Origin of the sequence: Virgisporangium aurantiacum, assembly GCF_016863635.1 — a bacterium.
GTDB classification, from domain to species: Bacteria; Actinomycetota; Actinomycetes; order Mycobacteriales; family Micromonosporaceae; genus Virgisporangium; species Virgisporangium aurantiacum.
On the sequence record NZ_BOPG01000049.1, the window covers coordinates 68,233 to 81,840 of the forward strand.

Sequence of the window (13,608 nt, forward strand, 5' to 3'; positions counted from 1 at the left end):
TCGGCTACCTGCATTCGAGCACACCGCACGTCCGCGCGGTGCGCCCTATCCCCTGATCACGCTCGCGAGCCTGCGCATCCCCTCGGTGATCTCCGTCGGGGTGTGGGTGGTGAACGACAGTCGCAGCGTCGCCGGATCGGGCGTCGCCGCGTAGAACGCGGCACCCGGCACGAACGCCACGTCGGCATCGAGCGCCGCGGGCAGCAGCCCGGTGGCGTTCGAGCCGGCCGGCAGGCGGAGCCAGGTGAACATTCCGCCGTCCGGGTCGGTCCAGGTGCTGCCGTCGGGGGCGGTGGCCGGCATCGCGGCGATCATGGCGTCGCGGCGTTCGCGGTAGGCGTCGCGGAGGCGGCGGATGTGGGCGTCGAGGTCGGTGTCGGCCAGGTAGGCGGCCGCCGCGGCCTGGTCGATCGTCGAGGTATGCAGGTCGGCGGCCTGCTTCGCGACGGTCAGCGCATTGCGCAGCGACGCCGGCGTCCGCACCCAGCCGAGGCGGAGCCCGGGCGCCGCGACCTTGGAGAAGCTGCCCAGGTGCAGCACCCGGTCAGCGGCGGCCGGTTCGGCGGCCAACGCGGGCACGGCCGCGCCGCGGTAGCGCAGTTCGCCGTACGGGTCGTCCTCGACGACCCAGGTTCCGTGTTCGGCGGCCAGCGCCGCCACGGCGGCGCGGCGGTCGGTGGTCAGGGTCCGTCCCGTGGGGTTGGCGAACGTCGGCACCAGATAAAGCAATTGGGGACGCTCAGCAGCCAGCACTTTCGCGAGCGCCGCCGGGTCGACGCCGTCGTCGTCGCTCGGCACCGGCACGATGCGCGCGCCGGCCAGCTGGAAGCACTGCAGCGCCGCCAGGTACGTCGGCTGCTCGACGGCGACGACCGCGCCCGGGTCCAGCAGAGCGGCCGCGATCAGGGTGAGCGCCTGCTGCGAGCCCGTGGTGACGAGCAGATCGCGCGCCTCGGTGGGTAGTCCGCGCGCCGACATCCGCGCCGCGACCAGCGCGCGCAGGTCGGGGTTGCCCTCGGTGGGCGCGTACTGCAGGTGACGGCGGGCGTGCGGCCCGGACAGGACGCGGTCGAAGGCGGCGCGCAGGCCGTCGAGATCGAAAAGCTCGGGTGCGGGCAGGCCGCCCGCGAACGAGATCACCTCGGGCCGGTCGATGAGCGCGAGCAGATCGCGGACCGGCGAACTGGCGACGCCCTGCAGGCGCTGGGCGGGGCGGACCGGGGTGGACAACATGGGCAGACTCCATCAGGCGCGGGATTCCGGTGAGCGCGGGGTCGGCGCTCTTCGTGGGGGCTGCCTGATCGAGGAGCCGCGTCTACCTTAGCGTCCGTTAAGGAGGTGTCGCCACGTTCCAATTCGCCGGAAGTGGCTCGCGCGGCCGACGTGTTCGCTGCGCCGGTCCGCTACGCGCAGCGTCCCCTCAAGACAGGGCCGCGGCCCGGATGTCCTCCGGGCCGACGTACCGGTATCGACGCATTCAGAACGTGTACTTCTCCGCGAGGGTTTGGTATTCGTGCAGTTCCTCGGCGCTGAACCACAGGTCGACCTCGTACTTCGCCTCGTCGACGTTGCCGGAGGCGTGGATGAGGTTCGCGGCCACCTTGTGCTGGGCCTCGGTGTAACCCTTGGACGTGTGGGCGAAATCGCCGCGGATGGTGCCGGGGGGTGCCTGGTTCGGGAACGTCGAGCCCACCAACTTGCGAACGTTGGCCACCACCTCGACGCCCTCGAGAACCAGTGCGACAACCGGCCCCTGCTGCATGAACGCGGCCGTCACATCGAAGACCGACTTGCCGAAGCGCTCTTCGAGGTCGAAGTAGTGCTTACGGGCGAACTCGGCGTCCATCTGCTTCATCTTGACGCCAACGATCTTGAACCCGGCGTCCTCGAAGCGCTGGAGCACCCGCCCCGCGAGCCCACGCATCACAGCGTCCGGCTTCAGTAGTACAAGGGTTCGTTCGACGGTCGTCACACTGGCTCCCCTATTTTCGGACCTAGGACTCGCGTACACGTTATAGCGTGTACGTGAGTCCAAGATCGCGGGTCAGAATCTGGCCATGACCCGAATCGCCGCCATCACCGCCTTCCACGATCAGCTCGCGGCCGACGCCCCCGCGGAGGCCTACTGGCTCGACGGATGGGGCAGCGCCGATGGCCAGCGCGCCCGGTTCGACGCCCTGGTGCGATCGGCTGGTTATCGCGGTGGCTCGGTGGTCGACTACGGTTGCGGAACCGGCGCCCTGCGCGAACACCTCGCCGCCCTGGGATATCCGTTCACCTATCTCGGCCTCGACATGAATTCCGACCTGCTCCCGTCGACGAGCGAGTTCCGCCTCATCGATTTCGATTCGGTCGACTTTCCCCCGGCCGATTACGTGTTCGCCAGCGGACTCTTCCAATTCGCCGACGAAGCCGATCCGCGCTACTACCGCCGTTTGGTGACGTCGTTGTTCAAACGCTGCGGGATCGCTTTGTCGGTCAATTTCCTGAGCGCGCTGCGGGACGAGTCGGAGAAGGATCCCGAGGAGCTCTACCTGACCCCGGGCGAAGCGGCAGACCTGGCCGCCTCCCTCTCGGGACGGTGGATGCTGGACCACTCCTACCACCCGGCCCGCGGCGACCTGACGCTCAGCGTGCACCGCTGAGTGCTCCGTCAGTCGGTCGCTTTCGGGTGACCCGTGCCCGCGTACATCACGATGACCCGTCGACGCTGGTCGTCCACGAGATACCAGATCCGGCCGCTGCCGGTCACCTCGTATTGCCACTGCGGAAGCAACGCCTCGACACCTCGGACGGAACCGTGCGCCAGGCTGCCTCGGAGCCGGTGATGCCGGGGAGTGTGTACCGCCGGCTGCGGCTCGGTACACATCGTCTGCCACGCGATGCGCGTGTTCGCGGCGGCTTGCGTGCACAGGTCCTCCCAGCCCTTCGCCGCGTCGTTGGTCCCGAAGACGACCCCCCAATGGTTGGGCCCGGCGGGTGGCGCGACACGGTCTCCCGTCGAGCAGGCATCAGTCGACCACCGGCTCGGGTACCGGCCCGAGGTCTTCACCCTCGGAGCGAAGGACGTCCAGCAGTTCAGGATCGGCGAACACCTCTGCGGTGTGCTTCCACTCGACGACGAGTTGCCATACCGGTGTGAGGTTGTCGAGGTCCTCGCTGGCGTGCAGGACGCTCACGAACTCCGAGACGAAGGCCCGGCCATCCGCCGGCGGCAGGAACTGGACCCACGGAAAGACTTCGAGCATCAGGTCCGCCGCGGTCTCCAGGTCCGTGCGGACGAGGAACCGAAACATCTTGACGGCCGCCGCGAGCACTTCGCGTTCCTGCTCGTATCGTGATGCGGTCGTCACGACCAGGTCTTCGCCGTCCCGGCGGTGGAGCAAGAGCCTCGACGCCCGCCCCTTCAGCCGTTCAAGCGTGGCTGTAGGGCGTTGCAGCAGGTCAGAGATGTTTGCTTCGGCCGCGATGCTCATACTTCAAAGGTAGTTGCTAACTCCGTGTGGGTCCATCGCACAACGATGCCGGCCGCCGGTAATTGAGACGACGACAGGGCTGACCCGCGTGCGCGTCAGCCCTGTTTGCCTGGTCAACTGGCGGAGGATACGAGATTCGAACTCGTGAGGGTGTGAACCCAACACGCTTTCCAAGCGTGCGCCCTAGGCCTCTAGGCGAATCCTCCGGCGAGAAGGATACCGGTCGTCGGGGCGGCGTGCGAAGCGGGTACACTTCAAGGCACCTCTCGTGCGGCGTCACCCCGCTAACTCCCCCAGGGCCGGAAGGCAGCAAGGGTAACCGGGCTCTGGCGGGTGCACGAGAGGCCTTTTCGTGTCCAGGCTTGGGCCAGGCCCACGCCGGGCCCGAGCCCGGCTCACGCCGGGTCCCAAGCCCAGCCCCAGCTGCCTCAGACTGTCCCACCCGGGCGGTACCGTAACCGGCGGACCATCCCCGCATCCGGCATGAAGGAGGGGCTGAGGTGGCGCTGGCGCTCTACCGCAAGTACCGGCCGCGCACGTTTGCCGAGGTCATCGGGCAAGAGCATGTCACCGAGCCGTTGATGCAGGCGCTGCGCAGCGGCCGCCTCAACCATGCCTACCTGTTCTCCGGGCCGCGCGGGTGCGGCAAGACCTCCAGCGCCCGCATTCTGGCGAGAAGCTTGAACTGCGAGAAGGGCCCCACCCCCGAGCCGTGCGGCGTGTGCGACAGCTGCGTCGCGCTGGCGCCCGACGGGGCCGGCTCCATCGACGTCATCGAGATCGACGCCGCCAGCCACGGCGGTGTCGACGACGCGCGCGAGTTGAGAGAACGCGCGTTCTTCGCCCCGGTGAGCAGCCGCTTCAAGGTGTACGTCATCGACGAGGCGCACATGGTCTCGTCGGCGGGGTTCAACGCCCTGCTCAAGCTTGTCGAAGAGCCGCCCGAGTATGTCAAGTTCGTCTTCGCCACCACCGAGCCCGAGAAGGTGCTGGGCACGATCAAGTCTCGCACCCACCATTACCCCTTCCGGCTGATTCCGCCCGGCACCCTGCGCCCCTACCTCGAAGAACTCGCGGCGAAAGAGAACGTGAGCATCGAGGCGCCGGTGTTCCCGCTGGTGGTGCGGGCGGGCGGCGGCAGCGCCCGAGACTCTCTCAGCATCCTCGATCAACTTATCGCCGGCGCCGGCCCGGAGGGCGTCACCTACAGCCGGGCCGTCGCGCTGCTCGGCGTCACCGACGCCGCCCTCCTCGACGAGATGTGCGACTCCCTGGCCGCCGCCGACGGCAGCGCCGCCTACAGCGCCATCGACAGGGTGATGGAGGCCGGCCACGACCCCCGTCGCTTCGCCAGCGACCTGCTCGAACGTCTCCGCGACCTGATCGTCCTCCAGCAGGTGCGCGACGCCGCCGCCAAGGGCCTCCTCGACTACCCCGCCGACCAGCTCGAACGCCTCACCACCCAGGCCGGCCGCCTCGGCCTCGCCACCCTCACCCGCTGCGCCGGAATCGTCCACGACGGCCTCACCGAGATGCGCGGCACCACCGCCCCGCGCCTCCTCCTGGAGATCCTCGTCGCCCGCATGCTGCTCCCCGGCGCCGACGATTCCACCGGCGCCCTCCTCCAACGCATGGAGCGGCTCGAACGCCGCTTGGGCGCCACGAGCGGTGAAGCTCCGCGCGAAGGCTCGGCGCCCGCCGAGGTCCAGGAAAATTTGAGACGCGCTACGCCCCCCAGCCGGGCGACCACCACGTCCCAGAACGAACCCCCCACCGGCCCCCCTGCCGACGAACCCGCCCCACCAGCACCTCCGGCCGCACCACCCGTCGCCGAGGAGCAGTCCCGCTACCAGCCCCCACAAGCGCAGCCCCAGCAAGCCCAGCCGCAACAAGCCCAGCCGCCGCAGCCCCAGCAAGCGCCGCCGCCCCAGGCCCAGCCGCAGCCCGCACAGCCCCAGCCGGCCCGGCCACAGCCAGCGCAACCGCAGCCGCACCAGGGCCAGCCGCAGCAGTCCCAGTCTCATCACGCGCAGGCCCAGGCTCAGGCCCCGGTGCAGGAAGCCGTCCCCCCACCCGTGGAGGGCGGCCTCGACGCCGCCGCCGTCCGCCGGGTCTGGGACGACATCCTCGTCGCCGTTCGCCAGAAGAGCGTCCGCGAGTGGGCGGTCGCCCGGGAGGCAACGGTTCGTGACGTCGAGGGCGACCGGCTGATCCTGGTGTTCCAGCACCAGGTGCACGCCAACATGCTGTCCAACAACACGAAGAATCTCGCCGACGCCGTCGCCGAGATGATCGGTGGCCGATGGGACATCCGGTGCGAGATCGTCGGCCAGACCCCGCCGTCCGCGGCACCGCCGGCACAGGCCCAGCCGCCGCCACAGCAGAGCCAGGCCCAGAACCAGCCACACAGCCAGGCGCACAACCAGGCCCACAGCCAGCCGCAGAACCAGTCCCACGACCAGGCGCAGAACGAGGCCCATAACCAGCCCGACGGCCAGGGCCACGGCCAGGCGTACGGCCAGGCCCACGACCAGGCGCAGAACCAGTCGCACGCGGCCGCCGGCGGGCATGGCCAACCGCCGCACCAGGCGCCGTCCGCCGAGCGGACTCCCGCACCGCGTCTCCCCGCAAGCGCGCCCACCGGCGACGACGGCTGGCCGGCAGCGGCCGTGCCCGGCGGCGTCCACGCGGGAACCGCCACGGCGCCCGCCGCGACAATGCAGGCCACCCACGCGACAGCGACGGCACCGGCCGGTACAGCACCCACCGGTGCGACGTCCACCGGCACAAGTTCCGTCCGCACAGCGCCCGCCGGTGCGGCGCCCGCCGGCATAACGTCCGCAGGTACGGCGTCGGTCGGCACAGCGTCCGCAGGTACGGCGTCGGCAGGTGTGGCGGCCGCGCGTGCGGCGGCGGCGCGTTCGTCGTCCGGCCGGACGGAGGCGCCGGCCCAGGCGAGGACCCAGTCGCGGGCCTCGGCGGGGCGTCAGGCGGCGCCGGCATGGAGCGACGAGCCGCCGCCGATGTACGAGTCCGACTACGGGTTCGATCCCGGTGACGAGCCGGTCGACGAAGACGGGCCGGTGATCCGCGAGACAAGCGAGGAGCAGGCTTTGCGGCTCCTACGGGAGCACCTCGGTGCCGAGCGGATCGACTGAACTACGCTCGACTGAGCAGCCTCAAAGGACAGCGCTGACCGAAGGAGACCCCCTGTGCAACCCGGCGGTGGAGCACCCAACCTGCAGCAACTCATGCAGCAGGCCCAGAAGATGCAGCAGCAGCTTGCCGAGGCACAGGCCGCGCTCGCCGAGGCGGAGGTCAACGGCACGGCCGGCGGCGGCCTGGTGACGATTACGATGACCGGCGGTGGTGAGGTCACCGCGGTCAAGATCGATCCGAAGGCGGTCGACGCCGACGACGTCGAGACGCTGGAAGACCTGGTGGTCGCGGCGTTCGCCAACGCGCACGAGAACATGCGCAATCTGGCCGAGGAGAAGATGGGCCCGCTGGCCGCAGGCCTCGGTGGCATGGGCGGCGGCCTCGGCCTGCCAGGGATGTAGCGCCCGGTGTACGAAGGCGCCATCCAGGACCTGATCGACGAGCTTGGCCGGCTCCCCGGTGTCGGGCCGAAGAGCGCGCAGCGCATCGCGTTCTACGTGCTCTCGGCCGACCCCGTCGACGTCAAGCGCCTGTCCATGGCGTTGCAGCGGGTCAAAGACCAGGTGCGGTTCTGCACCACGTGCTTCAACGTGGCCGAGAGCGAACAGTGCCGCATCTGCCGCGACCCGCGCCGCCACGACGAGGCGATCTGCGTGGTCGAGGAGCCCAAAGACGTCGTGGCGATCGAGAAGACCGGCGAGTTCCGCGGTCGCTACCACGTGCTCGGCGGGGCGATCAACCCGCTGGAGGGCATCGGCCCCGACAACTTGCGCATCCGCGAGCTGATGACGCGTCTGCAGTCCGGCGAGATCAAAGAGCTGATCCTGGCCACCGACCCCAACACCGAAGGCGAGGCGACGGCCACGTACCTGGCCCTGATGGTGAAGCCGATGGGCCTCCGGGTCACCCGGCTGGCCAGCGGTCTCCCGGTCGGCGGCGACCTCGAGTACGCAGACGAGATCACGCTGGGGCGGGCCTTCGAGGGACGGCGCCAGATCTAGGATCGTGGGAAGATATCCCCAAATCCTGGGGAGGGTTCATCATGACTGCGCTGGCGATTGAGCCGTTGCCTGAGACAATGCGAACCATGCCGTCGTACACGGTTGACGATCTGTTCACGCTCCCCGAAAACGGTACTCAATACCAGGTCTTCGGGGGGTCTCTCGTCATGTCGCCGGCGCCGGCGCCACTGCACCAGGTTGTGGCCGACGAGCTGCGAACACTGTTCAGTCCATTGGTCAAGCCACATGGCGCGAGGGCGGTCACCACGGTCGCCATCCGCGTCACCGACGAAGACGGGCCGGTGCCCGACGTCACCGTGGCCAGCGCCAGCGAGATGCGCGGCATCACCGGGGCGGTGCCGCTCGCTGCGGTGTACACCGCGGTCGAGGTCGTATCGCCGTCGTCGGCTTTCCTTGACCGTGGCACGAAGCCAGACCTGTACGCAGAGGCGGGGATCCCCTGCTACTGGCGGGTGGAGCTCAAGAAGTCGCGCCAGCACGAGGGCCCGTTCCCGCTGATCATCGTTCAGGTGCTGGAGAAGGACGGCGGCGTGCGCACGGTCACGGGGGCCGCTGGCGAGGAGCACACGTTCCCGCTCGCGGTCGGGCCCGACACGTGGATCGACGTCTCGCTCGACCCGGCTGAGTTGGACACGCTCTGAGGGTTCTCGCGTTCGACATCGGGTCGTCCTCGGTCAAGGCGGCGGTCCTGGTCGACGGTGTCGTGAAGACGGGGCCGGTGCGGCACTCGTACGAGACCGTTCTCGCGGGTGTGCGGGTGGAGATCGACCCCGCCGCCGTCTGGTCCGCGATCGTCGCCGCCACCAGGGAGTTGGCGCCGGGTGGCGTCGACCTGATCGGGCTCACCGCACTCGGGCCGGCGTTCATCGCCATGGACAAGCGCGGCGAACCGTTGACGCCGCTGGTGACGCACGCCGACCGGCGCAGCGTCGAGCAGGCCGGCCGGATCGAGCAGGAGGTCGGCAAGCGGCGACACCTGGAGATCACCGGCAACCGCCCCTACCCGGGCGGCATCGCGTCGACCACGTGGCGGTGGTACACCGAGCACGAGCCGGACCTGCTGAAGCGGGCCGACCTCGTCGGAGCCCTCACCACCTGGCTGCACCGCAAGATGACCGGCGAACGGGTGATCGACCCGTCGCAGGCCTCGTTCCTCGGCGTCTACCGCACCACCACCCTCGACGGCTGGGACCCCGACCTGGTCGCCGTCGCCAACGGCACGGTGAACCAGCTTCCCGAGGTGCACGAGGCGAACCGAGTGGTCGGCCGCCTGCAGAAGGACGCGGCGCGCGAACTGGGGCTGCCCGACGGCATCCCGATGCAGGCCGGCTGCCTCGACGGCAGTGCCGTCATGCTCGCGGCGATGGCGGAATGCGGCACGGCGGCCGGTAGCGCGGGCGGCACAGCGGGCGGCACCGCGGGCGGCACCGCGAGCGATAACCCGGGCGGCAGCGCCGGCGACACAGCGGGAGGCGCCGCGGCCGGCACCGCAAGCGGCACCGCGGACGGCCCTGCGAGCGGCAGCGCCGAAGCCGGGCTGCTGGTCAACTCCGTCGGCTCGACCGACGTCCTGGCGATGCTGATCGACGAGCCGCGGCCGATGCCGCGGCTGCTGACCCGGGCGCTCGGGGTGGGCCGCCGCTGGGTCGCGGTCGCCACGTTGGCCAGTGCCGGCACCACGTTCGCGTGGGTGCAGCGCACGCTGTTCCCGGACCTGCAATCGGCCGACTTCCACGCGTTGATCGCGCAATTAGGCACGGAGGGTGACAGTCACGGCGTCCGATTCCGGCCCTACCTCGCCGGCGATCGAACCACGCTGAACCAGCCCCGCGGCGGGTTCTCCGGGCTGACGCTCGCCACCACCCGCGAGCACCTGCTCACCGCCGTCGTCGACGGGCTGGCCGCCGCGAGTGCCGCCCGGTTGCCGCTGCTCACGGCGGTGCGCGCACCGCGTCCACTCGTATTTGTCACCGGGGGCGCCGCCACCGATGTGATGTACCGCGACTGGCCGGCACCGCCGGACGGCCGCAACTGGACGCGGCGCCCGGTTCCGGAGGCGACCCTGGCCGGAGCGGCGGTGCTGGCCGCTACGCAGAGTGCACGCGGGGCGCCCACACTTTAGGACACGAGTTGATACCAGGCACCCGAACGCCGTTCACCGCAGGGCCGAACGCGGATTAAGGTGCCCCCATCGGGGACAGTCACGATGAATAGCAGAGGTGAAACTCGATGCGTGCACGAAGACTGCGGGCGGGGATCGCGGTCGCGGCGGCCGTCACACTCGCCGTCGCGGGGTGCGCCGAAAGCGACCGCGCCGACGACTCGAGCAGCAGCTCAAGCGACAAGACGCTCGTATTCGGCGTAGCAGGCGATGCCAAGGCTCTCGACCCGGCGCTCACCAGCGACGGAGAGTCGTTCCGGGTGACCCGGCAGATCTACGAGACGCTGGTGCGGCCGGAAGAGGGCGGCGCCAAGATCGTGCCTGGTCTTGCCGACAAGTTCGAGCCGGACTCCAGCGGCCTGAAGTGGACCTTCACCCTCAAGAAGGGCGTGAAGTTCCAGGACGGCGAGGCGTTCAACGCCGCGGCCGTCTGCTACAACTTCGACCGTTGGTACAAGTCGACCGGTCTGATGCAGAACCCGGACGTCACGTACTACTGGCAGACGATCATGGGCGGCTACGAGAAGAACGAGAGCGCCGACCTCGGTCAGAGCCTCTTCAAGTCGTGCAAGGCCGAGGGCGACGACAAGGCGATCATCGAGACCACCAAGGTCACCAGCAAGTTCCCGTCGGCGCTCGCGCTGCCGTCGTTCTCGATCGCCAGCCCGAAGGCGCTGCAGCAGTACAACGCCAACCAGGTCACGGGCTCGGCCGACGACATCAAGTACCCGCCGTACGCGATGGAGCACCCGGTCGGCACCGGCCCGTTCAAGTTCGTCAAGTGGGACACGGCGAACAAGACGGTCACCCTGGAGCGGAACGACACGTACTGGGGCGACAAGGCCAAGCTGAAGACGCTGATCTTCAAGACGATCTCCGACCTCAACGCCCGTAAGCAGGCGCTGCGGAACAACGAGATCCAGGGTTACGACCTCGTGGCTCCGGCCGACGTGGCCGCGCTGAAGAGCGAGGGCTTCAACGTCCTCACCCGGCCGGCGTTCAACGTCCTCTACATGGCGATCAACCAGAGCGGCCCGGCCAAGGCCGCGCTGTCGAACGTCAAGGTGCGCCAGGCGATCGCCCACGCGATCAACCGCGACGCGATCGTGAAGGCGAAGTACCCCGAGGGCTCGACGGTGGCGACGCAGTTCCAGCCACCGGGCCTCGACGGCTACAACGACGGCGTCACCAAGTACGAGTACAGCACCGACAAGGCCAAGGCCCTGCTGGCCGAGGCCGGGGTGTCGAACCTGACGCTGAAGTTCTGGTACCCCACCGAGGTCACCCGGCCCTACATGCCGGACCCCAAGGGCATCCAGGAGCTGATCACCGCCGACCTGCAGAAGGCGGGCATCACGGTTCAGCTGACGCCGGCGAAGTGGAGCCCGGACTACCTGAACGGTGTCCAGGCGAACGCCGACCACGACATCCACCTGCTGGGTTGGACCGGTGACTACGGCGACGCCTACAACTTCCTGGGCACGTTCTTCGACCACCAGACCCCGGAGTGGGGCTTCACCAACCAGGCGCTGTTCGACGCGTTCGCCGCTGCCGACAAGGAAGCGGACGCCCAGAAGCGCTTCGGCATGTACAAGGACCTGAACAAGCAGATCATGGACTACCTCCCGGGTGTCCCGGTCGCGCACGGTCCGCCGTCGCTGGTGGTGGCCAAGAACGTCAGCGGCATCAAGCCGAGCCCGCTGACCGACGAGCGTTTCGTCAACGCCGAAGTCAAGTAGGCAACACCACATAAAGGTCTTGGGCTGCTGCCTCCCCTGTCGCGGGTGGGCGGCAGCCCAAGACTCGGTCGGGAGTAGGTGAGATGTTCCGCTTCATCGTGCGGCGGTTGCTGCAGGTGATACCGACCTTGTTCGGGTTGTCACTGCTGCTGTTCATATGGCTGCACCGGCTGCCCGGCGGCCCGGAGACGGCGATTCTCGGCGAGCGGGGCACGCCCGAACTGCGCGCCAGGATCCGGCACGACATGGGCCTCGACGAGCCGATCTGGGTGCAGTACGGCAAGTTCATGAAGCGGGTGCTCAGCGGCGACCTGGGCACGTCGATCTCGACGAAGCGGCCGGTGACCACCGAGTTCCTCGAGCGCTTCCCGGGCACGATCGAGCTCACGGTCGTCGCGCTGATCTTCGCGATCGGGCTGGGCATCCCGCTCGGCTACCTTGCCGCCCGCCGCCGCGGTTCGTGGATCGACAGCGTCACCGTGGGCGTCGGTCTGCTCGGCATCTGTACACCGGTGTTCTTCCTCGGCTACATCTACAAGCAGGTCTTCGCCGTCAACCTCGGCTGGTTCCCGACCACCGGCCGGCAGGACGTGACGATCGACGCCACGCGCGTCACCGGGTTCTTCGTGCTCGACGGCATCCTGACCCGCGAGTGGGACGCCTCCATCGACGCCTTCATGCACCTCGTGCTGCCCGCCCTGACGCTCGCGTCGATCCCGCTCGCGGTGGTCATGCGGATCACCCGGGCCAGCGTGCTGGAGGTGATGCAGGAAGACTTCGTGCGCACCGCCGAGTCGAAGGGTCTCACCCGCAAGGTGATCCGCGGCCGGCACATCATGCGCAACGCGATGCTGCCGGTCGCGACCACGATCGGCCTCCTCACCGGAAGCTTGCTCTCCGGCGCCGTGCTCACCGAGACGGTCTTCGCGTTCAGCGGCGTCGGCTCGTTCATCGTGGAGGCGATCGATAGACGCGACTATCCCGTGCTGATGGGCTTCATCATGCTGTTCGCGCTGGTGTACGTCCTGATCAACCTCATAGTCGACGTCTCGTACACGTTCATCGACCCGAGGGTGAGGGTGCGATGACCCTGGTCGGACGCAAGAAGGAGCGGATCGAGCGGCTCGGCGAGCTCGCCGGCGCTCCCGAGGAGCGGGGCCGCAGCCTCTGGCAGGAGGCGCTGCGCCGGGTGCGTCGCAGCCCCGCCGCGCTGATCGGTGCCGGCATCCTCCTGCTCTTCGTGCTGATCGCGCTGATCGGCCCGTTCTTCGTTCCGTACAGCCCCACCGACCCGATCGGCATCAACAGCGGCGAGGTGGCCAGCGGACGCGGCATCATCCCCGGCCCGTCGGCCGAGCACTGGTTGGGCTACGACCACCAGGGCCGCGACGAGTTCAGCCGGATGGTCGTGGGCGCCCGTCAGACGCTCTGGGTCGGCGTGGTCGCGACGATCTTCGGTCTCGCGATCGGGTCGCTGATCGGCGGCGTGGCCGGCGCCTCGTTCGCGCTCGGTGGCAAGTGGGGCAAGCGGCTCGACGGCTTCCTGATGCGGGTGGTCGACATCTTCCTGGCGCTGCCGAGCCTGCTGCTCGCCGTCACCGTGGCGGCGATCCTCGGGCCGAGCCTGCTCACCGTGATGATCGCGGTCGGCACGATCTCGGTGCCCATCTTCGCCCGGCTGCTGCGCGGCTCGATGCTCGCGCAGGCGAACAGCGACTACGTGCTCGCGTCGACCGCGCTCGGCGTCAAGCGCAACAAGATCGCCACTTCGCACCTGATGCCGAACTCGCTGGCGCCGGTGTTCGTGCAGGGCACGCTGACCCTGGCGACGGCGATCATCGAGGCGGCGGCGCTGTCGTTCCTCGGCCTCGGCAACCCCGACTCGGCCGCGCCCGAGTGGGGCGTGATGCTCGCCGACGCACAGCCCTACCTCGACATCCGGATCGGCCTGGCCCTCTATCCCGCCTTCGGCATCATCGTCACGGCCCTCGGCTTCACGCTCCTCGGTGAGGCCATGCGTGAGGCGCTCGACCCCAAGCTGCGAAAGTGAG

13 protein-coding genes, 1 tRNA gene and 1 other RNA gene are annotated in these 13,608 nt (G+C 69.1%); 10 read left to right on the plus strand and 5 right to left on the minus strand.

What is annotated here, in order from left to right:
* Positions 1–45: 45 nt before the first annotated feature.
* Positions 46–1,233 (minus strand): aminotransferase-like domain-containing protein, encoded by a 1,188-nt coding sequence (locus Vau01_RS36980; RefSeq protein ID WP_204003289.1) that lies wholly within the window; start codon positions 1,231–1,233, stop codon positions 46–48.
* Positions 1,234–1,477: 244 nt separating this feature from the next.
* Positions 1,478–1,972, minus strand: coding sequence for a nucleoside-diphosphate kinase (locus tag Vau01_RS36985; protein ID WP_204003292.1), 495 nt, complete (start codon positions 1,970–1,972; stop codon positions 1,478–1,480).
* An 85-nt stretch (positions 1,973–2,057) separates the two neighbouring features.
* On the opposite strand from Vau01_RS36985, the gene Vau01_RS36990 reads away from it, so the two are divergent.
* Positions 2,058–2,645, plus strand: coding sequence for a class I SAM-dependent methyltransferase (locus Vau01_RS36990; RefSeq protein WP_204003294.1), 588 nt, complete (start codon positions 2,058–2,060; stop codon positions 2,643–2,645).
* A gap of 8 nt (positions 2,646–2,653) precedes the next feature.
* On the opposite strand, the gene Vau01_RS64780 is transcribed toward Vau01_RS36990, so the two are convergent.
* The 3 genes from Vau01_RS64780 to Vau01_RS37005 form a co-directional block, all read right to left on the minus strand.
* Positions 2,654–2,776: a hypothetical protein gene (locus tag Vau01_RS64780; RefSeq protein WP_275423995.1), complete on the minus strand. Its 123-nt coding sequence runs from the start codon at positions 2,774–2,776 to the stop codon at positions 2,654–2,656.
* Between the two features lie 235 nt (positions 2,777–3,011).
* Complete coding sequence (locus Vau01_RS37000) at positions 3,012–3,476, minus strand: hypothetical protein (RefSeq protein ID WP_204003301.1); 465 nt, start codon at positions 3,474–3,476, stop codon at positions 3,012–3,014.
* A 118-nt stretch (positions 3,477–3,594) separates the two neighbouring features.
* Positions 3,595–3,682: transfer RNA gene (locus Vau01_RS37005), tRNA-Ser, on the minus strand.
* A gap of 54 nt (positions 3,683–3,736) precedes the next feature.
* Between Vau01_RS37005 and ffs the strand changes: the two genes are divergently transcribed.
* The 9 genes from ffs to Vau01_RS37050 all read left to right on the plus strand — a co-directional run bounded on the left by ffs (position 3,737) and on the right by Vau01_RS37050 (position 13,607).
* An RNA gene (gene ffs / locus Vau01_RS37010) (signal recognition particle sRNA small type) lies at positions 3,737–3,826 on the plus strand.
* A gap of 150 nt (positions 3,827–3,976) precedes the next feature.
* Positions 3,977–6,634 carry a DNA polymerase III subunit gamma and tau gene (locus Vau01_RS37015; RefSeq protein ID WP_204003304.1) on the plus strand — a complete coding sequence of 886 codons (2,658 nt, stop codon included), beginning with the start codon at positions 3,977–3,979 and terminating at the stop codon, positions 6,632–6,634.
* 54 nt (positions 6,635–6,688) lie between these two features.
* Positions 6,689–7,036, plus strand: coding sequence for a YbaB/EbfC family nucleoid-associated protein (locus Vau01_RS37020; RefSeq protein WP_204003306.1), 348 nt, complete (start codon positions 6,689–6,691; stop codon positions 7,034–7,036).
* Positions 7,037–7,042: 6 nt separating this feature from the next.
* Positions 7,043–7,636: a recombination mediator RecR gene (gene recR / locus Vau01_RS37025; RefSeq protein WP_204003309.1), complete on the plus strand. Its 594-nt coding sequence runs from the start codon at positions 7,043–7,045 to the stop codon at positions 7,634–7,636.
* Positions 7,637–7,677: 41 nt separating this feature from the next.
* On the plus strand, positions 7,678–8,298 hold the full coding sequence (locus Vau01_RS37030) for a Uma2 family endonuclease (protein WP_204003312.1): 621 nt from the start codon (positions 7,678–7,680) through the stop codon (positions 8,296–8,298).
* Positions 8,295–9,779 carry a xylulokinase gene (locus tag Vau01_RS37035; protein ID WP_275423997.1) on the plus strand — a complete coding sequence of 495 codons (1,485 nt, stop codon included), beginning with the start codon at positions 8,295–8,297 and terminating at the stop codon, positions 9,777–9,779. Before Vau01_RS37030 ends, Vau01_RS37035 begins: the two co-directional genes overlap by 4 nt.
* 107 nt (positions 9,780–9,886) lie before the next feature.
* Positions 9,887–11,557 (plus strand): ABC transporter substrate-binding protein, encoded by a 1,671-nt coding sequence (locus Vau01_RS37040; RefSeq protein ID WP_204003324.1) that lies wholly within the window; start codon positions 9,887–9,889, stop codon positions 11,555–11,557.
* Positions 11,558–11,640: 83 nt separating this feature from the next.
* Positions 11,641–12,645: an ABC transporter permease gene (locus Vau01_RS37045; RefSeq protein WP_204003326.1), complete on the plus strand. Its 1,005-nt coding sequence runs from the start codon at positions 11,641–11,643 to the stop codon at positions 12,643–12,645.
* Positions 12,642–13,607: an ABC transporter permease gene (locus tag Vau01_RS37050; RefSeq protein ID WP_204003328.1), complete on the plus strand. Its 966-nt coding sequence runs from the start codon at positions 12,642–12,644 to the stop codon at positions 13,605–13,607. The genes Vau01_RS37045 and Vau01_RS37050 overlap by 4 nt, the downstream gene beginning before the upstream one ends.
* The last annotated feature ends 1 nt before the right edge of the window (position 13,608 follow it).

Coding starts and splice junctions, on each gene's coding strand:
- Vau01_RS36980 (WP_204003289.1), bottom strand. CDS start 1,233: ATGTTGTCCACCCCGGTCCGCCCCGCCCAGCGCCTGCAGGGCGTCGCC.
- Vau01_RS36990 (WP_204003294.1), top strand. CDS start 2,058: ATGACCCGAATCGCCGCCATCACCGCCTTCCACGATCAGCTCGCGGCC.
- Vau01_RS37000 (WP_204003301.1), bottom strand. CDS start 3,476: ATGAGCATCGCGGCCGAAGCAAACATCTCTGACCTGCTGCAACGCCCT.
- Vau01_RS37030 (WP_204003312.1), top strand. CDS start 7,678: ATGACTGCGCTGGCGATTGAGCCGTTGCCTGAGACAATGCGAACCATG.
- Vau01_RS37040 (WP_204003324.1), top strand. CDS start 9,887: ATGCGTGCACGAAGACTGCGGGCGGGGATCGCGGTCGCGGCGGCCGTC.
- Vau01_RS37045 (WP_204003326.1), top strand. CDS start 11,641: ATGTTCCGCTTCATCGTGCGGCGGTTGCTGCAGGTGATACCGACCTTG.
- Vau01_RS37050 (WP_204003328.1), top strand. CDS start 12,642: ATGACCCTGGTCGGACGCAAGAAGGAGCGGATCGAGCGGCTCGGCGAG.